17 protein-coding genes are annotated in these 23,391 nt (G+C 71.4%); 9 read left to right on the top strand and 8 right to left on the bottom strand.

Annotation, left to right across the window (positions count from 1 at the left end; translation table 11 throughout):
- Positions 1 to 11: 11 nt before the first annotated feature.
- Positions 12 to 761 (bottom strand): GNAT family N-acetyltransferase, encoded by a 750-nt coding sequence (locus B0I29_RS40345; RefSeq protein WP_111654455.1) that lies wholly within the window; start codon positions 759 to 761, stop codon positions 12 to 14.
- A gap of 348 nt (positions 762 to 1,109) precedes the next feature.
- Here B0I29_RS40345 and B0I29_RS40340 point away from each other — a divergent pair, with 348 nt between their 5' ends.
- Genes B0I29_RS40340 through B0I29_RS40315 form a run of 6 tightly spaced genes read left to right on the top strand, consistent with a single transcriptional unit; the run spans position 1,110 to position 12,678 of the window.
- A complete protein-coding gene (locus B0I29_RS40340) occupies positions 1,110 to 4,460 on the top strand; it encodes a DUF4132 domain-containing protein (protein WP_111654454.1) in 3,351 nt (1,116 codons plus the stop codon).
- Complete coding sequence (locus B0I29_RS40335) at positions 4,457 to 5,566, top strand: ATP-binding protein (protein WP_111654453.1); 1,110 nt, start codon at positions 4,457 to 4,459, stop codon at positions 5,564 to 5,566. Before B0I29_RS40340 ends, B0I29_RS40335 begins: the two co-directional genes overlap by 4 nt.
- On the top strand, positions 5,563 to 7,839 hold the full coding sequence (locus B0I29_RS40330) for a DUF5682 family protein (RefSeq protein ID WP_111654452.1): 2,277 nt from the start codon (positions 5,563 to 5,565) through the stop codon (positions 7,837 to 7,839). The genes B0I29_RS40335 and B0I29_RS40330 overlap by 4 nt, the downstream gene beginning before the upstream one ends.
- Positions 7,840 to 7,864: 25 nt before the next feature.
- The gene (locus B0I29_RS40325) at positions 7,865 to 8,983 is read left to right on the top strand and encodes a VWA domain-containing protein (protein ID WP_111654451.1); all 1,119 of its coding nucleotides are present in this window, start codon (positions 7,865 to 7,867) and stop codon (positions 8,981 to 8,983) included.
- A complete protein-coding gene (locus tag B0I29_RS46160; protein ID WP_181558226.1) occupies positions 8,980 to 11,493 on the top strand; it encodes a hypothetical protein in 2,514 nt (837 codons plus the stop codon). The genes B0I29_RS40325 and B0I29_RS46160 overlap by 4 nt, the downstream gene beginning before the upstream one ends.
- Before the next feature lie 48 nt (positions 11,494 to 11,541).
- Entirely contained in the window at positions 11,542 to 12,678 is a 1,137-nt protein-coding gene (locus B0I29_RS40315; RefSeq protein WP_111654450.1) for an acyltransferase family protein, read from the top strand.
- Here B0I29_RS40315 and B0I29_RS40310 read toward each other — a convergent pair.
- Genes B0I29_RS40310 through B0I29_RS40290 form a run of 5 tightly spaced genes read right to left on the bottom strand, consistent with a single transcriptional unit; the run spans position 12,665 to position 17,937 of the window.
- Complete coding sequence (locus B0I29_RS40310; RefSeq protein WP_111654449.1) at positions 12,665 to 13,687, bottom strand: hypothetical protein; 1,023 nt, start codon at positions 13,685 to 13,687, stop codon at positions 12,665 to 12,667. The genes B0I29_RS40315 and B0I29_RS40310 overlap by 14 nt on opposite strands.
- A 53-nt stretch (positions 13,688 to 13,740) precedes the next feature.
- On the bottom strand, positions 13,741 to 14,697 hold the full coding sequence (egtD, locus tag B0I29_RS40305) for an L-histidine N(alpha)-methyltransferase (RefSeq protein WP_111654448.1): 957 nt from the start codon (positions 14,695 to 14,697) through the stop codon (positions 13,741 to 13,743).
- Positions 14,694 to 15,428, bottom strand: a complete 735-nt coding sequence (gene egtC / locus B0I29_RS40300) for an ergothioneine biosynthesis protein EgtC (protein ID WP_111654447.1) — start codon at positions 15,426 to 15,428, stop codon at positions 14,694 to 14,696. The genes egtD and egtC overlap by 4 nt, the downstream gene beginning before the upstream one ends.
- Positions 15,428 to 16,723 carry an ergothioneine biosynthesis protein EgtB gene (egtB, locus tag B0I29_RS40295; protein WP_245973147.1) on the bottom strand — a complete coding sequence of 432 codons (1,296 nt, stop codon included), beginning with the start codon at positions 16,721 to 16,723 and terminating at the stop codon, positions 15,428 to 15,430. Before egtB ends, egtC begins: the two co-directional genes overlap by 1 nt.
- A 38-nt stretch (positions 16,724 to 16,761) precedes the next feature.
- A complete protein-coding gene (locus tag B0I29_RS40290) occupies positions 16,762 to 17,937 on the bottom strand; it encodes a glutamate-cysteine ligase family protein (protein WP_111654445.1) in 1,176 nt (391 codons plus the stop codon).
- A gap of 222 nt (positions 17,938 to 18,159) precedes the next feature.
- On the opposite strand from B0I29_RS40290, the gene B0I29_RS40285 reads away from it, so the two are divergent.
- On the top strand, positions 18,160 to 20,406 hold the full coding sequence (locus tag B0I29_RS40285; RefSeq protein WP_111654444.1) for an exo-beta-d-1,3/1,6-glucosidase: 2,247 nt from the start codon (positions 18,160 to 18,162) through the stop codon (positions 20,404 to 20,406).
- Here the strand turns inward: B0I29_RS40285 and B0I29_RS40280 are convergent.
- A complete protein-coding gene (locus tag B0I29_RS40280; RefSeq protein WP_111654443.1) occupies positions 20,399 to 21,091 on the bottom strand; it encodes a winged helix-turn-helix transcriptional regulator in 693 nt (230 codons plus the stop codon). The genes B0I29_RS40285 and B0I29_RS40280 overlap by 8 nt on opposite strands.
- Positions 21,092 to 21,198: 107 nt before the next feature.
- Here B0I29_RS40280 and B0I29_RS40275 point away from each other — a divergent pair, with 107 nt between their 5' ends.
- Positions 21,199 to 21,978: a class I SAM-dependent methyltransferase gene (locus B0I29_RS40275; protein ID WP_111654442.1), complete on the top strand. Its 780-nt coding sequence runs from the start codon at positions 21,199 to 21,201 to the stop codon at positions 21,976 to 21,978.
- Here the strand turns inward: B0I29_RS40275 and B0I29_RS40270 are convergent.
- Complete coding sequence (locus B0I29_RS40270; RefSeq protein WP_245973145.1) at positions 21,957 to 22,655, bottom strand: GNAT family N-acetyltransferase; 699 nt, start codon at positions 22,653 to 22,655, stop codon at positions 21,957 to 21,959. The genes B0I29_RS40275 and B0I29_RS40270 overlap by 22 nt on opposite strands.
- A 43-nt stretch (positions 22,656 to 22,698) precedes the next feature.
- Between B0I29_RS40270 and B0I29_RS40265 the strand changes: the two genes are divergently transcribed.
- Positions 22,699 to 23,364, top strand: a complete 666-nt coding sequence (locus tag B0I29_RS40265) for a SanA/YdcF family protein (protein WP_245973144.1) — start codon at positions 22,699 to 22,701, stop codon at positions 23,362 to 23,364.
- The last annotated feature ends 27 nt before the right edge of the window (positions 23,365 to 23,391 follow it).

Here is a 23,391-nt window from a genome sequence, read left to right as displayed (position 1 = left end):
GCCATCAACCACTAGAGCGAGATATAGAGACGCTTGCCCGCCGGACGGAAACCGACCCGCTCGTAGACGCGCCAGGAGTCCTCGCCGCCGGCCTCCAGCCAGGCGATCTCCGCGCCGCGTTCGAAGAGCAGCCGGGCGACGCCGGCGGTGATCGTGCCACCGAGTCCGAGCCGCCGGAACGCCTCGCGAACCGCGATGCCGCCCACCTCACTCAGCCCGTCCTGCGGTGCCGAAGCCTGCCCGCCACCTGCCCAGACACCCTCGGTGGTGCGTGCCGCCAGAGCGATTCCGCCGCGCTCCTGAGCGCGCCGCACTCCGGCCACCGCCGGCTCGGTCGCCTCCGGCGCCTCACCGAACGCCTCCATCTGCGCGGAGATCATCCCGGCCCGCTCACCGTCCGTGCCCGGTTCTTCCAGGACAAAATCCGAGGGTACGCGGGAAAGCACGAGCGTTTCGGGCGTGCAGATCAGGTATTCGTGACGTGCCTCGACGGTGAAGCCGGCCGCCAGGAGCAGGCTTTCCAGCTGCGGGGCGGCGCTGATGACGTACTCAAGCCGGGGTTTGCGATCGGCCTGCTCGAACGCCTCGACCAGGGCGGCCACGTCGGCAGCCGTGATCGTCGCACCGGGCTGCGGCGTCGCGTAGTTGACGAAGGGACTTGCCGTGTCCGGGTCCAGGCCTGCGACGAAGGGGCCGACCTCGACCGGCTTCGGGCGGGTGCGGAGGTTGGACACGACGGAGCGCTGGATGCGCAGATCCATGATGAGAGTGACCTTTTCGAAAGAAGTGACGACGTCTGCGGGTGCGTAGGACCAGCGCGGACGGGTGGAACCGTCAGCGGCGGCCGCTCGGCCGGGCGGCGATCACAGGCTTCACTCTTTCGAACACTCGATTTGTCAATGATGGAGCGCGGTCGTCCGTGCTCGTCCGATGAGGCTGTCACGGCCGAATCTGCCGGCGCAAGGCCTTTTTCAGCAGCGGCTTCAGACACCGGCGCGGGCCGGCCGCCTGCGCGGCCCGCACCGGAGTTGCCTCAACTCTCGCCGACCCATCGGCGGTTGTCCATGGCCGTCAGTTTTTTGTCGGACCGGCTCGCTAGGGTTCCGGCCATGCTTTCGTTCGCGATCCCGTCCGCCTGGCGCCGGTTCGTGCTGCCGCGCCGGGCCGATGCCCTGCCGATGCCGGCGGTTCAGGCTGTTCGGGTGGGCCATGCCGCCGAGCTGCTGAGCGCGTTCCAGGGTGACGTGCTCTCCTCGCTCGTGCACCCCAACACTCCCGCCGACGTCTCCGCGGCGGGCCGGGCCTACCTGTCCGGCGACCCGGCGGCGCCACCGCTGGGCGCCGGCGCGGTGGCTCAGGCGATCTCCGGGATCCTCGGGTGGAGCAGGCTGGACGAGGCCGAGGGCTTCGGTGACTACTGGCGCGACCGGCACGGGCTCGCCTTCGCGGCCGCCGCGACGGCCGAGCTCGCCGGTCTCTACCCCGGTGACTTCGGGGTCAGCCGCCCGATCATCCGGGGCGTGCCCGACCGGGATGCGACGGGTTACTCGACGTCCCTTGCCATCCGGGTCGCGTACCGTTTGCGCGCTGCCGTGGTCGCCGCGCCCCCGGAGGAGTATGAGCAGGTCGTGACAGGTCTCGCGGCCGTGCGCGGCGAGTCGCTGCCGCAACGCGCGGTGATCTCGGTGCTGGCGCCCGACGAGGCGGCCTGGGGTGAGGAGATCATCGCGCGGGTTCTGCGCCGGACCGACCGGCCGGCGCTCAAGCTGCTGATGCTCACCGTCGTCACCGACGGCGACGTGGGGCTGCGGCTCGCCGAGGAGACGAGCACCTGGCAGGTGACCCACGACTCGCAGCTGCTCTATACGTTCGTGGCCGGCGTGGGCGACGCGTCGGTCCCGGCCCTGGTCCACTGGCTCGACGAGCACGGCACCGCCGACGGGCAGAAAAGGCTGCTCGCCGCGCTGGCTGCGATCGGCACCGACGAGGCTTTCGCCGCGCTGGCCGAGCGTCTCGACCGGCCGCACGTGCCCGGCGCCGTCGCCGACGTGTCCGCCCGGCATCCGGAGCGCGCGCTGCGGATGCTCGCGGCCTCCGACCGTCCCGCGGCGACCCGGTTGCTGCGCACCCAGGTGGTCAACCAGATGGATCTCGCGGCGGAGGTCCATCCGGCGCTCGACGGCCCGGCCGCCGAGCGGCTCGGCGCGGTCCTCGAGACGCTGGGCGCGGCCTTCGCGGACAGCGCCGACCCGGCCGACCTGCCGCCGATCCTGGCCGACCCGCCGTGGGTCACTCCGATCACCCGCAAACCCGTGGTCGTCACCGGTCTCGTGGCCGGCGATCCGGTGAGTGTTGACTGGGCGGAGGGCGAGCGGGAGTCCTGGTCGACGAGCAACTGGGCACGCCGGCACGGCGGCGACCATGACTTCGCGGCCGTGGCCCGCCGAGTCGGCACCTCGGAGTCGAACCGATGGGACGAGATCTATTTCTTCCTGATGGCGCCCGACGAGTTCACACTTCCGCTGATCGAGCGCTGGCGTCCGGCCGACGCTGGTGACATCGGCGACTGGGGGCGGGCCGTGCTCGCTCGGTACGGCGTGGCCGCCGTCCCTGCGCTTGTCGACTGCGCGCTCCGGGCACCGGTCTCCGCCGCACCGGTCCTGGCACCGGTCGCGTCGCCGGAGATCGCCCTGTTGATGGCCGGCTGGCATCAGCGTCTCCGGTCGGTCCGCAAGATCGCGGCAGCCTGGCTGACTCGGCATGCCGCAGCGGCTGCCCGGGCGCTGGTGCCGGTCGCGGTGGGACCGCTCACCGGGAAGAGCGCTGCGGGCAAGGCCGGCGCGGGCGCGGCCAGTGCGGGCAAGGCCGGCGCGGGGCGTGCCGACGCCGAGGACGGTCTGCGTGCGCTCGCGGCCGCGGGCCAGGCCGATCAGGTGCGCGCCGCGGCGGCGAGCTTCGGGCCGGACACCGTCGCCGCGGTCGACGAGATCCTGGCCGTCGACCCGCTGACGATCCTGCCCAAGACCATTCCGGTGTCGCCGGAGTGGGCCAACCCGGCGTTGCTCCCGCCGATCCGGCTCACCGGTGGCCGGGGCGCGCTGCCCGCCACGGCGGTCGGTCACGTGATCACGATGCTGGCGATCTCCCGGCTCGGTGACGCGTACCCGGGGCTGGCCGTGGTGACCGCCGAGTGCGAGGTGGGTGACCTGGCCGAGTTCGCCTGGGGGCTGTTCACCGAGTGGCGCGAGGCCGGCCACCCGGCGAAACAGAACTGGGCTCTGGACGCCCTCGGCCTGCTCGGCGACGACGAGACGGTTCGCCGCCTCGCCCCGGTGATCCGCGCCTGGCCCGGTGAGGGCGGGCATGCCCGCGCGGTGTCCGGCCTCGACGTGCTCGCCGAGATCGGCACCGACGTCGCCCTGATGTACCTGCACGGCATCTCACAGAAGGTGAAATTCCGCGGCCTCAAGGAGCGCGCCCAGGAAAAGATCGCCGAGCTGGCGGCGGCGCTCGGGCTCAGCGCCGACGAGCTGGCCGACCGGCTCGTGCCCGACCTGGGGCTGGACGCGGACGGCAGCCTCGTCCTCGACTACGGGCGGCGGCAGTTCACCGTCGGCTTCGACGAGCAACTCAAGCCGTTCGTGGCGGACGCTGCGGGCAAACGGCTCAAGGCCCTGCCGAAACCGGGTGCGACCGACGATCAGCGGCTCGCGCCGGAGGCGTACCAAAGGTTCTCGGCTCTGAAAAAGGATGTCCGGGCGATCGCGGCCGACCAGGTGCGCCGGCTCGAGCGCGCCATGGTCGATCAGCGTTCGTGGACCGGTGACGACTTCCAGCAGTACTTCGCGGGGCATCCGCTGCTGCGGCACCTGGTGCGACGCCTCGTCTGGCTGCGCATCGACGAGTCCACCGGCGTGCGCCTGGCCGAGGACGGCACGTTCGCCGGCGTGACCGACGAGGCCGTGGTCCTGCGCGACGACGAGCGGATCGCGGTGGCGCATCCGCTCACGCTCGGCGGCGAGCTGGCGGCCTGGTCGGAGGTTTTCGCCGACTACGAGATCCTCCAGCCGTTCCCGCAGCTCGGCCGCGATGTCGAGACGCTCACCCCGGATCAGATCGAGGAACGCCTGGGCCGGTCCTTCCTGGGGACGACCGTGCCCACCACGAAACTGCTCGGTCTGGAACGCCGCGGCTGGCAGCGCGGCGCACCGCAGGACGCGGGCGTGCAGGGCTGGTTCGAGCGCGACATCCCCGGCGACCTCAGCCTGGTCATCGACATCGACCCGGGCATCGCGGTCGGCGCGCTGGACGTTCTGCCCGACCAGACGATCCAGGAGGTCTACGCCGAGGCCCGGTCCGGCAACCGCTGGCACCGGCGGGACACCGCGAGCGGGCTGCGCGAGCTCGACCCGATCGTCGCGGCCGAGGCACTGCGTGACCTGAAAGAGGTGCTGTCGTGAGTTCTGCCGTCGAGGTCTCACCGGGGCGTGCGCAGCGGCCACCGGCCGAGGTGCGGTACGCCGATGAGCTGGCCCGGCTGCGGGCTGCCGACGACGCGCCGAAACCGCCCGGTTGGGCGCTGAGCCTGCGGGCCGCGCGGGCGTTCATCGTCGGCGATCCGAAACTCGGCGTCGCCCGCAAGTTCGTCGGTGACCCGTCGCTCATCGACCGGGCCCTGGTCAGCCTCGCCACCAGCCGGGGCCTGTTGCTCGTCGGTGAGCCTGGCACCGCGAAATCGCTGCTCTCCGAGCTGCTCGCGGCGGCGGTGAGCGGCGACTCGACGCTGACCATCCAGGGCGGCGCGGCCACCACCGAGGACCAGATCAAGTACTCGTGGAACTACGCGCTGCTCGTCTCCGAGGGCCCGACCGAGCGGTCGCTGGTCCCGGCGCCGCTGCTGCGCGGCATGGCGCAGGGCAGCACCGTGCGGTTCGAGGAGATCACCCGGTGCCCACTCGAAGTGCAGGACTGCCTGCTCTCGCCGCTCTCCGACCGGGTGATGGCGGTTCCCGAGCTGCCCGGTGACGCCGGCATGGTCTTCGCCCGGGACGGTTTCAACATCATCGCCACGGCCAACACCCGGGACCGGGGTGTCAACGACATGAGCTCGGCGCTGAAACGGCGCTTCAACTTCGAGACGGTCTTCCCGATCGCCGACTTCGACACCGAGCTGACCCTCGTCGAGTCCGAGGCGACCGAGCTGCTGCGCCGCTCCGGTGTCACCGCCCCGCCGCGACGGGACGTGCTCGAAGTGCTGGTCACGACGTTCCGGGAGCTGCGTACCGGGCGGACCGCGCGCGGCGACGAGATGGAACGGCTGTCCTCGGTGATGAGCACCGCCGAGGCCGTGTCGGTGGCGCACGCGGTCGGGCTGCGCGGCTGGTTCCTGCGCGGCACCTCCGGCGACGCCGCCGACCTGGTCTCCTGCCTGGCCGGCACGGCGGCCAAGGACAACGCGGAGGACCTCGCCAAACTGCGGCGGTACCTGGAACAGCACACCTCGTGGCGCAGCGGCGGGCAGTGGCGGGAGCTGCGGGACGCGCGCCGGGAACTGCCGGGCGGATGAGCCTCACCGTCGTCGGGGTCCGGCACCACAGTCCGGCGTGCGCCCGCCTGGTCGGCGAGACCATCGCGGCGCTGCGTCCGGCGTACGTCCTGATCGAGGGCCCGGCCGACATGAACGACCGGATCGGGGAGCTGCTGCTCGGCCACGAGCTGCCGGTGGCGGTCTTCACCAGTTACGCCGACGAGCACCGGCGGCACGGGTCGTGGGCGCCGTTCTGCGGTTACTCGCCGGAGTGGGTGGCGCTGGCCGCCGCCCGGGAGACCGGCGCCGAGCCGCTCTTCATCGACCTACCGGCGTGGCACGAGGCGTTCGCCGACCGCTCCAATCGGTACGCCGACGCGGAGCAGCGGTACGCCGAGGCCGTCGAGCGGCTGTGCACCGCGTTCGGGGTGGACAACACCGACGCGCTCTGGGACCACCTGGTCGAGATGGAACCGGGCGAGGGCCTGGCCGAGCGACTCGCGGCGTACTTCGACCTGATCCGCGGCGAGGCGGCGGCCGGGTCGTCGGACACGGCGCGCGAGGCGTACATGGCGGAGTGGATCCGCGCGGCGGTCCGCGCCGCAGGTGACCGGCCGGTGGTCGCGGTTGTCGGCGGCTTCCACCGCCCAGCCCTGCTCCGCCTCGCCGATTCACCTGATTCAGGCTCCGGGTGGCCGGAGGTACCGACGCCGCCTGAGGGGGCGGTCGGTGGGAGTTACCTGGTGCCGTATTCGTTCCGGCGGCTGGACGCGTTCGGGGGTTACCAGTCCGGGATGCCGTCGCCGGAGTACTACCAGCGGCTCTGGGAGGACGGGCCGGCCGAGGCCGCCCGTTACCTGGTCACCGCTGTCGCCGGGCGGCTGCGGGAGCGTGGCCAGCCGGTCTCCACGGCCGATCTGATCGCCGCCCGGACCAGCGCCGAGGCTCTCGCCCGGCTGCGCGGTCACCGCCACCCGGCCCGGGTCGACGTGCTCGACGGCCTGGCCGCGGCCCTGATCAACGAGGCGCTCGACGTGCCGCTGCCGTGGTCGGTGCGCGGGACCATCACGGCCGGCCAGCACCCCGCGGTCGTCGAGATGACCACGGTGCTCAGCGGCGACCGGATCGGCCGCCTGCACCCGGACACCCCGCTGCCGCCGCTCGTGCACGCGGCCACCGCCGAGCTGGAGCGGCACGGCTTCGACCAGCCCGGCGAACCCCGCCTCGACCTGCTCGAACCCGAAGACCGCGAACGCAGCCGCCTGCTGCACCGGCTGCGGGTCCTCGGCATTCCCGGGTACGCCCGGACGGCCGGCCCGGCCACCGGCATCGACCCGGTCCTCACCGAGCAGTGGCGGATCCGCCTCGACGAGAACAGGCTGGTCGCCCTGATCGAGGCCGGTGGTTACGGCCCGACTCTGGAAGCCGCCGCGACGGCCCGGATCGGCCAGCGCGTCGACGACGCGGGCAACGATCTGGGCCAGCTGGCCGACGCCCTGTTCGACGCGGCGTTCTGCGGTGTCACCGGCCTCGCCGGTGACCTGCCGGACCGGCTGGAACGCGGTGTCGCCGCCGGCACCGACCTCGGCGAACTGGGCCGGGTGCTCACCGTGGTCCTCGCCCTGTGGCGGCACGACCGGATGCTCGGGACGGCCGGCAGCGACCTGCTCGGCGCGGTGGTGGCCGGCGCCACCCGCCGGATCCTCTGGCTCGCCGAGGGCTGGCACGGTGCGGGCCTGCCCGCCGATCTGCCACGGATCCGGGCCGTCGTGGCTGTTCGCGATGCTGTCCGGCATGCCGAGAGGGCCGGCGTCGACCGTACCCTCGCTCGGGGAATCGCGGAGCGCGTCGCGGCCGATCGGGCCGCGCCCCCTGACCTGCGTGGCGCTTTTTACGGCCTGGCCCGGATCCTGTCGCAGGACACGTCCGACCCGGGGCCGGCGGTGCGCGGAGCGTTCACCGGTGGCTCGGCCGGCGACTGGCTGGCGGGACTGTTCGGCGTCGCCCGGGAATCGGTGCTCGCGCCCGGCGGCATCCTGGGGCTGCTCGACGAGCTGGTTCGCGGGATCGGCGCCGAGGAGTTCCTGCTGGCGTTGCCGGCGCTGCGGCAGGCGTTCGAGTTCTTCCCGCCCCGGGAACGCGTCACGATCGCGGATCAGCTGCTGGAGATGCGCGGGCTTGGTGGTTCCGGGCGGGACCTGCTGCGGACGAGCATGCCGCCGGAGATCGTGGCCGCGGGGCTGGCGCTGGACGAGGCGGTGGAGGAGCGGCTGGCGCAGGCGGGGCTGCTTCCTGCTGGAGGTGCTCGATGATCTCTTTCGGACGTGGAGGTGGCCGGTGAGCGACCCCGGGCTGGAGCGGTGGCGGCTGATTCTCGGTGACCCGGCCGACGGCAGCCTCGGCGCGCTCGCCGGTGACGCGGCCGGGCGGGACGCGGCGCTGGACTGGCTCTACGGTCGCGACGAGGAGCTGGACCGGCGGGACATCCGCCGACGGCAGGGCGGCACCGGTGGATCCCGGCTGACCACGGTGGACTGGCTGGACGACATCGTCCGGCTCTTCCCGAAGGAGACCGTCGAGCGGCTCCAGCGCGACGCCGTCGAACGGTACGAGGTCCACGACATCGTCACCGACCCCGCCGTGCTGGAACGCATCGAGCCGAACCCGGGGCTGCTGCGGGCCGTTCTGCGTACCAAACACCTGATGAATCCGGAGGTCCTGCGCCTGGCCCGGCGGATCGTCGAAGCAGTGGTGCGTGACCTGACCGAGAAGCTCGCGACCGAGGTCCGGCGCAGTTTCTCCGGGGCGCGGGCCCGGCAGTCGACCCGGTTCAAGCAGGCGCGGGACTTCGACGCGCGGCGCACCATCCGGGCGAACCTCGGCCACTACGACCCGGAGAAACGGCGGCTGTCCGTCGAGACGCCGTACTTCCTGGCCCGCAACCGGCGGCACCTCGCACCCTGGCAGGTGATCCTGCTGGTCGACCAGTCCGGGTCGATGCTGCCGTCGGTCATCCACTCGGCGGTCACCGCGGCCTGCCTGTGGGGACTGCCCGGGGTGAAGACCCACCTGATCGCTTTCGACACCGAGGTGGTGGATTTGACCTCGGACGTCAGCGACCCGGTCGAGCTGCTGATGAAAACCCAGCTCGGCGGCGGCACCGACATCGCCCGCGCTGTCCGGTACGCCTCGCAGCTCGTCGAACAACCCCGCCGCACGATCGTCGCGATCGTCAGCGACTTCTTCGAGGGCGGGTCCGAGGCCGCTTTGGTACGCGCGGTGCGCGAACTGGTCGACCAGGGCAGCACCGTCCTGGGGCTGGCCGCCCTGGACGAACAGGCCGACCCGGCCTATGACCGCGCGTGCGCCCAGAGGCTGGCGGACGCGGGGGCGTGGATGGGCGCGATGACACCGGGCCAGCTGGCCGAGTTCGTGGCTGAGAAGGTGGGCCGGTGAGCGCGGGGGAATGGCACTCGCAGGGCTCTCCACCGGAGCGGGTGGACTTGCCGGAGCGGGTGGACTTGCCGGAGCGGGTGGACTTGCAGGAGCGGGCGGACTTGGCGGATCGGGCGGATCTGCGGGCGCTGGATTTGGATGCGCTTGCGGCACTTGCCAACCGGGGCCTGGTGAAGCGGGCCGCGCGCGAGGTGGAGCGGGAAGCACCGAAGCTGTCGGCGGGCGAGGACTCAGCGGTGGTCGCCGAGTTCGCCGACGGCGTGCGGACGGAGTTGCCGACGGGCGGGCTGGAGCAGGGACGCTGCTCATGCGGCGCGACGACGGTCTGCCGCCACGTGATTGCGCTGGTGCTCGCCTATCAAGCCACAGCCATTGCTACCCCAAGCCCGGCCAGCGCTGAGGGTCGTGCGGGAGCGGTCTCCGACGACCACAAGCGCGAGCCGGATGTGGTGGCTTGTTCTTGTGGTCGTGGGAGAGCGGTTTCTGGCGACCACGAGAGCAAGCCAGGATCCGCCGACGCCGACGCCGACGCCGACGCCGACGCCGACGCCGACGCCGACGCCGACGCCGACGGTGGCGGTGGCGGTGGCGGTGCGGCGGGAGTGAGCGGCGGGTCGGCGGGTGTCGGCGGAGCGAGAGCTGGCGGAGCGAGGGCTGGCGGGGCGGGGGCTGGCGGGGCGGGGGCTGGGCGGGAGTGGTCGCCGGGGGGGTTCGGGGACGACGAGGTTGTCTCGCGGATCGGGGCGCGGCTGGTTGCCGCTGCTCGGCGGGCTGAGCGGGCCGGTTATTCGGCGCGGGTGCGGCGGGGGACGGTTCCGGTGGTGGAGCTGGCGTCGGCGACCGTGCGGTTTCTGGTGCCCCGTGACCTCGGTTATGTGCACACCGATGCCCGTGCCGGGGTACGGGACGACGTGATCGCGCTGGCCGTCTGGGCGTTCCGGGTCGCCGACGCGCTGCACCCGGGCGAACCGGAGTGCATCGTCGACGTGGGCGGTGCTGATCAGGGGCAGGCCGCGTCGGGTACCGGGCTCGAATCGGTGCTGGAGTTCGCCGCCGAGGTTCTGCGGCACGGCGCTGTGCACGCCGGCGAAGGCCTGGCCGCCTCGGTCGCCGGGCACCTCGGCCGGTTGGAACGGGCCGGTTTCCGGTGGCCGCTGGACGCCACGGCGGAACTCGCCGACCAGCTTGCCGGTTATCGGGAGCGCAGTGCCCGCTACGTCCCGGAGCAGCTGGCCGACCTGATAGCCGAACTCTTCGCCCGCCACCGAGCCGTCGAGACAGCCCGCCACCGAGCCGTCGAAACAGCCCGCGACCGAGCGGTCGAGACCGCCCGCAACGCCGCCGCGGAACCCAGCCAGGACCAAAGCACAGGGAAAAGCCACCCCAATCAGACCCGCGCAGATCAAGGCCGCGCCGATCAGCGCGGCGCGGGGCAGGGTGGTGGGGTGCGGTGGGTTGGTGGCGTTGGGTTGCGGGCTCGGGTTCTTGGCTCGGAGGAAGCGGCGGAGACGCCGTTGCGGCGGGTCAGGCTTGATGGGCTCGGCGCGCGGGTCACCGCCGTTGACGACCGGCGGGTGGTGGAGATCTTTCACGCTCAGGCGGCCACCGGGGTGGTGCTCGTGTCGCAGCGGGAGTGGACCGCTGACGAGGACGGGCCGGCGCTGGCCCGGCGGCGGGTCAGCGGGTCGACGGTGGGTGCGCTCGCGGCCGGGGTCGTGGTCACCGAGTCGGCGTTGCGCAGTGCCAGTCGGGCGGTGCGGCTCGCGTCCAGCCGGGTCGCGCGGTCCACCGTCACTGTTGGCACCGAGGCTTGGGATCAGCTGCCTCCCGGGCTGCTTACGCTCGACTATGCACTGCTCGCCGCCGAGATCGGGCGGCTGCCACCTCGGCCGGTGCGGGCTAGGGTGCGGGCCGAGTTGGTACGGGTTCTCGCGATCGCCGAGGTGGGCGAGGTCCACTACGCGCCGGGGGAGCAGCGGCTCACCGTGGAGATCCGGGATCAGGCTGGCAACACCGCGACCGTCGCGGCCACCCACACCGGTGTCACGCCGGGCCGGATCGACGCGGTGCTCGCGGCGCTCTCCGGGAAGCACGGCACACCGAGATACGTGTCCGGAAGTGTTCATAGAAGTGGAGGCGGGTTGGTCGTCGACCCGTACGCGATCGTGGCTGATGGACCACCGATCGTGCCGGACCTCGCCGCCCCCGATTCACAGGCGATTCCGGAACAAGGCGAGCAGCACCACCAAACCGATCCGCTCGCCGCAGCGATCGGGCAGGCCCGCGCAGTGCTCGCGGAGGCGGCACACACCGGGCTCGCGCACCTGCCCGGCGCGTACCCGGACCGGCTGCGGGAGGCGCGGCAGGCGCTCGCGCTGGTCGGGCTGCACCGGGTCGCGGGGGCGCTGGAGGGTGTCGCCGCGGTGCTCGGGCCGGACCCGGGCGAGGCGGCCGTGCGAGCCTGGGTGGATGCGTGGATTCGTGTCGGAATGGCAGCTGAACTGCTCTAATTAATAGACGGTTGATGATTTCTGGGCGGGCTCTGGTACCTTGCCCGGATGTCCTCGACTGCCCCCCAGCCGAGTTCCACAACCGTTTCACGGAAAAGCGAAAACGGTGGAACGCTGCCCTCGCTCACCGGCCTGAGATGGGTCGCCGCATTTCTGGTATTCGGCTTTCACCTTTGCCTTGTCGAATACTTCAAGCCCGGCCCCGAAGCGCGGATGATCACGGCGGTCTTCCGGCCTGGTTCGGTCGGGGTGTCGTTCTTCTTCATTCTTTCCGGATTCGTGCTGATGTGGGCCTGCCCGAGCACCGGTTTCCGGAAGTTCTGGTGGCGGCGATTCGCGCGCGTCTACCCGTTGCACATCGCGACGGCAATACTCGTGGCGATTCTTCTGCTTACTTACAAACCGTGGGAATTGCCGTCACCCTGGGTGGCCGTGGCCAATGTTTTCCTGGTCCAGGCGTGGTCACCGGAACTTGACTACCTGCAGAGTCTCAACACGGTCAGCTGGACGCTCTCGGTCGAGGCGTTCTTCTATCTGACGTTCCCGCTGCTGGCGCTCGGGGTGACCCGGCTGAACCGGCGGGGTGTCGTCGCGACCGGCGCCGGAGCGCTGGCGGCGACCACGCTCGGACCCGCGGCCGGCCTGTTGTTCGCCGGGCGCGAGCAGGTCGACTGGTTCTTCCACTGGACGCCGGTGGGCCGGCTGCCCGAGTTCGTTCTCGGCATCACGCTCGCGCTGCTGGTCCGTTCGTGGCGGCCGCAGCGGCTGCTTCCGCTCTGGTGTGCGGCCGGGGCGCTCACCGTCGGTGGTTACTTCCTCTCCATCCACGTGCCGGAGCCCTGGGGGTACGCGGCCTGCACCATGCCCGGTTTTGCCCTGCTCCTGTTCACGGCGGCGGTGGCCGACCTGTCGAAGCGCTGGACCCCGTGGCGCAACCGCACGATGGTCCGGCTGGGCGAGTGGTCGTTCGCGTTCTACCTGGTGCACCTGCTCGTGGTGCGGCTGTTCGAGGCGACGATCGGCTATCACCCGAAGTTCCCGCCGGGCAAGGGCGCGGCGCTGACCGTGGCGACGTTCCTGCTGTCCCTCGGCGCGGCCTGGCTCCTGCACGCGGCCGTCGAACGCCCGGCCCGGGGAGTCCTGCTGAACCGCCGCCGCAGAATGCGGAAGCTCAGACCGAGCTAGCCCAGATGCTCCACTCGTCCAGCCAGGTGGTCTGGGCCGCTGATATCGCTTCCAGCCGGGCGTAATCGGTCGGCCGCAGGCCCTGCCGGCGTAACCACGCCAGCTGTGCCGGGCGGCTGGGCACGTTCGGCCCCAGTCCCGTACCGAAGAGCAGTGTCTCGGAGACCGCGCGCCCGCGCAGCGCCTCGTCGTCTCGGAACCACGAGGCCTCGTGGTTCAGGTTCGTCATCTGGTTGACCATGCTCTGCACGGCTTTCTCCGCCTCGACCTCCGGCTGGCCGGCCAGATCGGCCTGCCGGCGGACGGTCGCCCGCCAGAGCGCCGCCCAGTTCGACGAGAGCCGCGGCGGCGGACCGCCGTCGGCGAGCCAGTCGGCCTGGTCGCGTGCGGAACGCAGCGCTTCGTCCACCAGCAACCGGTGGGGCTCGCCCGGCGGCGGGGCGGTGACGGCTGACGGATCGGGCGGGACGAACGTCGGCGGGGTGGGCACCACCGAGATCATCTCGTCGATCTCGGCCTGGTTGAGGGTGCGGATCTCGATCGCCGCGTCCCAGTCGCGGGCCACCACGCTGAGCTCCACGTCGCGCAGCGAGCAGCGCAGCGCCCACCAGTGGTCGCCGGCGCGCAGCCGGCGGCCGGCCACCGACCGGCCGTCAACCGTGACGGTACGGTCCTCGCCGGTCCACTCGACCGACGAGAACCGGTCACCGTTCAGCCGCATGTGGTGTTCGAGCAGCTCCCGCAGCGGGCCACCGGACGCCTGGGTGCCGGCCCAGCGCGCGGTCTCGACACTCACCCACGGCCCGGCCGGCTCGATCGTGCCGAAGTCGACGCGTACGCACGTGGCCGCGCCGTTGAACGTCTCCCAGCCACCGAGCCGCGGGGGCGGGAGGGTGGTCGCCCCGACCAGGACCGCGACCGGGAGCGGCCGCAACCGCAGGGCCCTGCGGAGCTCGTCGCGGCTGGAGCGGATCAGGTCCTCCGCACTGCTGAGTGGATCGAACTCCATGGCGAACCTCCTCGCTCCAGGCCAGTGTGGCACCGCGAGGAAAGAGCAGCACCTCAGAGAGCCTGGGCCAGGAGAACCCCGAACCATTCTTTCGGATCCGTCCACCAGTGACTCAGCGCGAACCCGGCCGTACCCAGCTCCGCGGCCAGCCCTTTCCGGCGGAACTTCGCGGACGTCTCGGTCCGCAGGTCCTCGCCGGCCGCGAACGAGACGGTCAGATCCAGCTCGGCGATCCGGACCTGCTGGGCGGTTCCGGCCCGCAGCCGCATCTCGATCCACTCCTGCTCCGGGTTCCAGAGCGCCACGTGTTCGAAAGCGTCCACGTCGAAGTCGGCGCCGAGCTCCCGGTTCACCACGTGCAGGACGTTGCGGTTGAACGCGGTGGTCACTCCGGCCGCGTCGTCGTACGCCGGGACCAGCACCGACGGGTCCTTGACCAGGTCAGCGCCGAGCAGCAGCCATTCGCCGGGGTGCAGGGCCTGGCGCAGCGAGGTGAGGAACGCGGCGCGTTCGGCCGGGATCAGGTTGCCGATCGTCCCGCCGAGGAACGCGACGACGCGGTTGTCGCCGTCCGGCAGGTGGCCGAGGTGCCGGGCGAAGTCGCCGACCACGCCGGTGACGGTCAGCCCGGGATAGTCGGCGGTGAGCGTATCGACCGACGACGCCAGGAAGGAGGCGGAGACGTCGAGCGGGACGAACGAGCCGAGCGTGCCCCGGCCGAGCATCGCGTCGAGCAGCAGGCGGGTCTTCTCCGAGGAGCCGGAGCCGAGCTCGACCAGGGATTTCGCCTCGGTGATCCGGGCGATCGCCGGGGCCGCCTCGACCAGGATGGCCCGTTCGGTGCGGGTCGGGTAGTACTCCGGAAGCCGGGTGATCTCCTCGAAGAGTTCGCTGCCCCGGGCGTCGTAGAACCATTTCGGCGGCAGCCACTTCGGAGAATCGGTCAGCCCGGCCCGCACGTCGGCGCGGAGCGTCCGGGCGACATCGTCGTCGTCCAGCAGTTCGATCACGTGATCTCCCAGTAGGAAGCGGTGGCGACGACCAGGCGGCCGTCGGGGACGGATTTCCAGCTCGGCAGGGCGTCGAGCGGCTCGGAGGCGATCAGCACGGCGTCATCGCGGGCACAAACGGACAGCGCGTGCCCGGCCGTCGTCGCGAACATCTGGGTGCCGTCGGTGAGGAGCAGGTTGAGCCGTGATCCGGGTGCGACGGCGAGGACCTCGTCGACGACAGCCGGCACGGCTTTCGCCGGGGGCTCGCCGGCGCGGAGCTTCGCGCGTACCAAAGCCCATAAGGCCGCGGAGTCGGTGGGCGCGTCCAGCGTGAGGAGATCTTCCACCGGAAGATCGCCGGCAAGGCCGGCGATCGCACCGGGCCAGCCACGCACGACACCGTTGTGGCTGAAGAGCCACTTGCCGTCGGTGAACGGAGCGGCGGCGGTTTCGGTCACCGGCATGCCGGCGGTCGCCGAGCGGACCGCCGCGAGGATCGCGCCCGACGAGGTCGCCGCGGCGAGCGCGGGCAGTGCTGCATCCGACCAGATGGGCATTGAGCTGCGATAACGCACGGGCGCGTCGGCGCCGGGCGGATACCACCCGACGCCGAAGCCGTCCGCGTTGATGGTGCCTCCGCCGCGCATGTCGCGCGGCGCCCATGCCTGCGTGGCCAGCGCATGGGGAAGATCAAACAAAAAACCCCTCAGGGGTACGGGCGGACCCAGGTAACCGAGATGCCGGCACATCACGCGTCCCGTGCGAGGCGGAAGCCGCTGAAGATCTGCCGCCGGATCGGGTGGTCCCAGTTGCGGAAGGTGCTCCGGGCGGCGGACGCGTCGGTGCCGAACGAGCCGCCGCGCAGCATCTTGTAGTCGCCGCCGAAGAAGACCTCGGAGTACTCGCGGTAGGGGAACGCGGTGAACCCAGGGTAGGGATCAAAATCGGACGCCAGCCACTCCCAGACGTCACCGATCATCTGGTGTACGCCGGCCGGCGACGCACCCTCGGGATAGGCACCGACCGGAGCCGGCGACAGGTGCCGCTGACCGAGGTTGGCGTGCCGGGGCTCGGGTGTCTCGTCGCCCCAGGGGAAGCGGCGGGAGCGCCCGGTCGCCGGGTCGAAGCGGGCGGCCTTCTCCCATTCGGCCTCGGTGGGCAGGCGTTTGCCGGCCCAGTTGGCGAAGGCCTCGGCCTCGAAGTAGCAGACGTGCACGACCGGCTCGTCGAGATTTATCGGATTTATCCGGCCGAACTGCCGGACGTGCCAGCCGGAGTCGTCACGCTGCCAGTACAGCGGGGCGACAAGTCCCGCTTTCTGGCGATAGGCCCAGCCACGCGAACTCCACCACTGCGGGGAGTCGTAACCGCCGGCCGCGATGAACTCCTGATACTGCCCGTTGGTCACCGGCGCCGCGTCGATGTGGAACGCCGGAACGTCGACGGTGTGCGCCGGCCGCTCGTTGTCCAGCGCCCAGACGTCGGTGTCGGTGCCCATCGTGAAGCGCCCGCCCGGGATGAACACCTCGCCGGTCACCCTCTGTTGCGACGGCGGTGGCGGGGGAGCGTTCAGCACCGGGTCGCCGATGCGCAGCTGATGGGTGGCGAGCATGGTCTCGTCGTGCTGCTGCTCGTGTTGCACGATCATGCCGAAGGCGAAGCCGTTGTCGAGCAGGCGCCTCTGCGGATCGAAGGTCGCGTGATCCAGCACGTCGAGGGCCTTGTCCCGGACCTGCGCCACATAGGCGCGGGCCTGCGCCGGGTCGAGCAGCGGCAGGGCCGGCCGGTCCTTGCGGGCGTATTTGAACGCGTCGTAGAGCTCGTCGATGTCCTGGCGGACCGGGTCACGGCCGCCCACGTCCCGGACCAGCCAGAGTTCTTCCTGGTTGGCGACGTGCGCGAGGTCCCAGATGAGCGGGGACATCAGCGGGGAGTGCTGGCGGATCAGATCCGCCTCGTCGACGGCTTCGGTGAGTGCGGTGGTGCGGGCGCGGGTCTTCTCCAGCTCGGCGGCGATGGTGAGCCGCAGGTCTTGTGTCGTCACGTTCCCAATCCTTTGAAAAGGCCGCGATCAGGGCGCTATCAGGCCGCTACGCGTGCGACGTCGTGCAGGCGGCGGGCGAGGATTTCGGAGACGGTTTCCCGGACCGGCGTGGGCAGCCCGGTCCGTTCGAGGTTCCGGCAGGCCAGTTCGGCAAGCGCCGCGGCGGATGCGCGTACCGCGGGGTCGGCGAGACCGGCGCGGGCCGCGGCGAGCCACCGCCCGGCCGACGGCGCGGCGGCCTCCCGGGCCTGGTCGACGAGTGAGTCGTCGGCCAGCAGCGTCACCAGCGCGGCCGCCGGGGCGATCCACTCGCCGCCGGGCTGGGTGTCCAGGTATCGGACCTCCAGGTAGCCGCGAGGGCGTACCGGTGGGAAAAGGGTCCCCAGGTGGTACTCGACGTCGTCCACGGTGGGCGGGTCGTCGCTCGCGATCCAGCCGGCCAGGGTGAGGCCTTGCGGCGCGTCCCAGCTGCCGTTGTCGCGGCGTACGCACAACAGTGGGGCGTCGAGCGCGTACCGCGCCCAGTCGAGGGCCGGGTCGTCGCCGATCGGCACCGGCCCGGAGCGGCGTTGCTCCATGGCGAGCCAGGTCGCCATCCGGGCGGACGCCCAGCGGGTGTCCCGTCCGGCGTGCCGCCGCGAATTCGCGAAGAGCGCGAGCAGCGCCGGTCCGGCCTCGTTCAGCACCTCCCAGCGTCCTGCGCCTGCGTCGAAACAGACCTGCAGGCCGGCGGTGCTGCCCATCATGGTCCGCCCGGCCCGGTCGAAGGCGCGTTCCATCGCCGCGTAACGAGGGGTGTCGAGAATGCGGCGCGGCGGCCGGTGGGGGTCGATGCCCCGGTCACCCAGGACGATGCCTGAGCGGGCGAGCAGTTCGGTGAGCGCGGCCTGTTCAGCGCTGACGGTGGCGTGCAGTCCGGCCAGATCGTCCGCCACGGCGGAGGAGATCTCGATCTGGCCACCCGGTTCGACAGTGACAGCGCCGCCGCCGGGCAGTGGCTGAGGGTGGGGATTACCGAGGGTGGCGGGCGTGTGCCCGCCGAGTGCGGCGGCCAGGTCCTCTGCCCGCAGATACGCTGCGGGGTCGCCGGCGTGGTGGGTGGTCCATTCGAGCTCGACACCGACCCGTTGTGGCGGGCCGGTCTTGAAACAGATCCCGGAGATGTGCTCCAGCGCTTCCTCGCTGGATCGCAGGATCCGGTCATCGGAGTTCATGAGCGCCTCCTTCCTCACTCAGAGTCATTGCTCAACTTCGATGAGTGCGGTCTTCTAGGGACCATACCCACTTCTGCTGTGCATCGCTCCTCCCCGGCCATGTGTCGATCCTCTCGACGGGTGGAATGAACCCGCCAAGTTCCGGAACCGGGGCGGGGTGCCGGAACCGGTTCCGTACTGGAAGACTCCGAACCGTTCGTGTTCGTCAGACCGGAGGCACGTATGCCCGCAGACTTCCCATATCAGGATCCATCGCTCTCCATCGAGGAGCGTGTGGAAGATCTGCTGGGCCGCATGACGCTCGCTGAAAAAGCCGGGCAGATGTTGCAGCTCGATGCACGACAGGACATCTCGGAAATCGTCCTGGAGAAGCTGGCCGGGTCCATCCTGCACACCTCCCCGGCGAAACTGGTCGAGGCCGCTGAGCTGGTCGCGCGTACCCGGCTGCGGATCCCGCTGCTGACCGCCGAGGACTGCATCCACGGCCACTCGTTCTGGCCCGGCGCGACGATCTTCCCGTCGCAGCTGGCGATGGCGGCGAGCTGGGACGCCGGCCTGGTCGAGCGGGTGGCGCGGGTGACCGCGATCGAGGTCTCCGCGACCGGCATCCACTGGACGTTCTCGCCGGTGCTGTGCATCACCCGGGACCTGCGATGGGGCCGGGTCAACGAAACTTTCGGCGAGGATCCCTACCTGATCAGTGAGCTCGGCGCCGCGATGATCCGCGGTTACCAGGGCGACGGCCTCACCGACCCGACCGCGATCCTGGCGACCGCGAAACACTTCGCCGGTTACTCGGAGACACAGGGTGGCCGGGACGCCAGCGAGGCCGACATCAGCCGCCGCAAGCTGCGCTCCTGGTTCCTGCCGCCGTTCGAGCGGGCCGTGAAAGAGGGCTGTGCCGTCTTCATGCTGGGATACCAGTCGATGGACGGCGTGCCGATCACGGCGAACAAATGGCTGCTCAACGACGTCCTCAAGGACGAGTGGGGCTTCACCGGCACGCTGGTGACCGACTGGGACAACGTCGGCCGGATGGTCTGGGAGCAGAAGGTCTGCGCCGATTACGCGGAAGCCTCCGCCCGCGCGGTCAAGGCCGGTAACGACCTGGTCATGACCACGCCCGCCTTCTTCGAAGGCGCGCAAGAAGCGGTCGCGCGCGGCCTGCTGGGCGATCACGATCTGGATTCCGCCGTACGCCGGATCCTGCGCCTGAAATTCGCCCTGGGCCTGTTCGAGAACCCGCGCACGCCCGACGCCGACCGTCAGCGTGCCGTGATCGGCAGCCCGGAGCACACCGAGCTGAACCTCGAGATCGCCCGCCGCTCGCTGGTGCTGCTGCGCAACGACGGCGTCCTGCCGCTGGACTCCGCCGCCGGCCCGCGCCGGATCGCGGTGCTCGGCCCGAACGCCGACGACGTCTCCGCCCAGCTCGGCGACTGGGCCGGCGACTCCGGCCAGGTCGACTGGATGCCGGACGGCCACCCGCGCGAGCTCACCGCGACCGTGCTCGACGGCCTGCGCGCCGCCGTCCCGGCCGATTGGGAGGTCGTCTTCGAGCAGGGCGCCGAGATCGAGCGCCTGGTCGCCGACCCGGAAGGTGAAACGTTTCCGGACGGCCAGCCGCGTCCGCCGATCTCCCAGCCGATCCCGGCCGACCCGGAGCGCATCGCGTCGGCCGTCGCCGTGGCGACCGCCGCGGACGTGGCGATCGTGGTCGTCGGCGACACCGTCAACCTGACCGGCGAGCACAAGTCGACAGCCACCCTGGAACTGCAGGGCGGGCAGATCGCGCTGCTCGACGCGATCGCGGCCACCGGCACCCCGATGATCGTCGTACTGCTCGACTCGAAGCCGCACGTGCTGCCGCCCTCGGCGCTGAACGCGGCAGCTCTGATCCAGGCGTTCAACCCGGGCATGCGCGGCGGGCAGGCCCTCGCCGAACTGGTCCTCGGCCATATCGAGCCGAGCGGCCGGATGCCGATCTCCGCGGCCCGGCACGTCGGCCAGCAGCCGATCTACTACAACCAGGTGCGCGGCCAGCACGGCACCCGGTACGCGGACCTGACCCAGGACCCGCTGTTCGCGTTCGGTGAGGGGCTCAGCTACACCACGATCGCGTACGACGGACTGACCATCGGCGAGCCGGACGTCGCGGCCGACGGGGTGGTCCGGGCGGCGGTGCGGCTCACCAACACCGGGACCCGGCCGGCGCTGGAGACGGTTCAGGCGTACATCAGCGACCTGGTCACCAGCGTGACCTGGGCCGGGCGGGAGCTGAAGGCGTACCGGCAGGTGACAGTGCCGCCGGGGGAGAGCGTGACCGTGGAGATCGAGCTGCCGGCGAGCGACTGCACCCTGGTCGACACCGATGGGGTACGCGTTGTCGAACCCGGCGACTTCGAGCTGCTCGTCGGCCCGGACTCCCGGCCGTCCTCCCTGCTCTCCGCCAAGTTCCGGATCAGCTGAGGATCGGGGTCTCCGGCTTGGGGATGCCGGCGAAGGTGAAGGGCTTGAACCAGCCGGGGAGGGCTCGGCGCAACTGCTCCGGGCCCTCGAAGGCGACCTCGCCCGCGCGCAGCGCCGACGCCCAGGTCCGCTCGCCGCGCCACACGTCGGTGAGGCAGCGCAGGTCGGCCGTGACCGTCACGTCGATGTCGTGGCCGGGGTCGAAGTCGCAGACGTCGGCCTCGTCCGGGGTGATCACCAGCCACCAGTGGCGGACCTGGCGCGCGGCGGCCGGGAACCGGAACCACAGCACGGTCCGGCGCGGCGGGACCGCGCTGTGGTCGACCATCCGGTGCATGTCCCAGAGCAGCAGTTTCGGGTCGAGGTCACGGTCGCCGAGCTCGGGGATCCACCGGGTGCCCCAGACGCCGAGCGCGACCACGATCGGCTCCAGCTCCCGCCCGGCCGTGGTCAGTTCGTACTCCACCTCGGACCCGAACTCCTGGCGTGCCACCAGCCCGGCGGCGGCGAGCTGCTGCAGCCGGCGGGAGAGCAGCGACGGCGACATCCGGGGCAGACCGCGGCGCAGCTCGTTGAACCGGCGGCTGCCGGAGAACAGCTCGCGGATCACCAGCATGGTCCAGCGCTCGTCGAGCAGTTCCATCGCCTTGGCCACCGGGCAGAACGATCCGTACGAAGCTCCCATGACCCGACGCTAGGCCGCTGTGGCCGGAAAAGCCGTCCGGTAGCGGACACCCCAGGTACAGATCGTGTACTAGGCCGGCCCGGTGCCGGATTCCTACCGTCGGTGACATGACTATCAAAGAGAAGCACCGCGCCATGTGGGCGTCGGGCGACTATCCAGCCCTGGCCGCGGACATCGTGGCACCGCTCGGCCCGGTCCTGGTCGAAGCGGCCGGCATCGGTCCGGGGCAGACCGTCCTGGACGTCGGCGCCGGCACCGGCAACGCGGCGATCCCGGCGGCGCTGACCGGCGCGACCGTGACCGCCAGCGACCTGACCCCGGAGCTGCTCGCCGCCGGTGAGCGGATCGCCGCCTCCCGGGACGCGAAGCTGACCTGGACCGAGGCGGACGCCGAGGCGCTGCCGTTCGACACGGCCTCGTTCGACACCGTGATCTCCTGCATCGGCGTGATGTTCGCGCCGTTCCACGAAGCGGCCGCCGGTGAGCTGCTCCGGGTCACCCGTCCTGGCGGGACGATCGCGCTGCTCAACTGGACGCCGGAGGGCTTCATCGGGCAGCTGTTCGCCACCATGAAGCCGTACGCCGCCCCGCCGCCGGCCGGCGCGCAGCCGCCGCCCCGCTGGGGCGACCCGGCGCACCTCGCGGCGCTGTTCGGCGACGGTGTGACGGACGTCCGGACCGAGCGCCGGACCCTGCGGGTGGACCGGTTCGGCACCGGCGCCGAGCTGCGCGACTACTTCAAGAGCGTTTACGGCCCGACGATCGCGGTGTACCGCACCATCGCCGCCGACCCGGCGAAGGTGGCCGAGCTGGACGCGGCGATCGCCGAGCTGGCCGGCGGCGTCCGCGAGTGGGAGTTCCTGGTCTACACGGCCACGAAGGTCTGACGGGCCGCCGCGACCGGGCGGGTCACGAAGCCCAGCTTGCGATACGTCGCCACGGCAGCCGTGTTGTCGTAGTCGGCGAGCAACGCGACCCGATCCCGCCCGGCCAGCAGCTCGTCGGCGGCGAACGCGCAGAGCGCCGCCGCGAGACCTCGCCCGCGTGCCTCGCGGCGGGTGGCGACACCCGCCATGAACCCGATCGCGGGCGTCGACCAGGCGTCGGCCGCGACCGCGAGCAGCCGCCCGTCCTGATCGCGGACGCCCGCCCAGCGCTCCACGCCGGAGGCGCCGGGCCACGCGTACGAGTCCGAAAACGATTCCTTGAGCAGCTCGGTCACCTCGGGCCACTCCGCCTCGGTGAGCCAGACGGCCCCGGCGGTGGTCCCACCAACGGGTGAATCCCGGTCCATCCAGGCGAACCGGGCGCTGACCTCCAGGTCCGGCATCCGGTCGGCCACCGCTGTGACCAGGTCTTCCGGTCCGAACGGCCGGAACGACGGGCCCGTCTCGGGCACCACCTCACGGATCAGCGCGGCCAGCGCGTCCGGGTCGCCGGCCATCACGAGCCGGTCCCAGTGCGCCAGATCCGCGCAGGCCACGACGGTCGCGCCCGGCTTGCGGAACACCCGGGCGCCCGGCGCGGCGGCCGCCCAATCGACGAACAGATCTTGATCAAGCACGGCGGTAATGCTGCCATTGACCGGATTTGCCATCCTCGGGCGCGTGCTGAAGAACCGCTGGCTCCGCCGTCTGATCACCCTGGGCGCGCTGGGCGCGACCCTCACGGTCGCCACCACCGCGGCCTCCATCGATTGGGTACGGTCGTCGGCCGCCGGCCACATCTATGCGGTGGACGCCGTACCGGCCGCACCGGTCGCCCTGGTCCTCGGCGCGCAGGTCAACTCCGGTGGGCAGCCGTCGCCGTTCCTCGAAGCGCGCCTCGAGGTCGCCCGGCAGCTCTGGGCGGCCGGCAAGGTCAAGGCGATCCTGGTCTCCGGCGACCACGCGAACTGGGACTACGACGAACCGGGCTCGATGATGGTCTGGCTGGTGGCACACGGTGTGCCCGCGTCCCGGGTGGTGCTCGACCACGCCGGCTTCGACACGTACGACTCGTGTGCCCGGGCGCGGGAGGTCTTCGGGGTGCGCCAGGCGATCGTGGTGACACAGACCTTCCACATCGAGCGGGCGGTGGCGCTCTGCCGGACGCTGGGCATCGACTCGACCGGGGTGGGTGACGAGTCGGTTCGCGCGTACCGGCAGATCTGGTTGCGTGGGGAGATCCGCGAGGAGTTCGCGGCAGTCAAGGCGGCCGGTGACGTGTTGTCCGGGCGGGACCCGATCTTCCTGGGCAAGCGCGAGACCGGCGTGGACGACGCGATCAGCTGAAACCCTCAAGGGTGTGACGCCCGCCGC

The sequence above is a fragment of the Actinoplanes lutulentus genome (assembly GCF_003259845.1).
Lineage (GTDB): Bacteria > Actinomycetota > Actinomycetes > Mycobacteriales > Micromonosporaceae > Actinoplanes > Actinoplanes lutulentus.
This window is presented reverse-complemented; position numbering and strand designations above follow the sequence as displayed.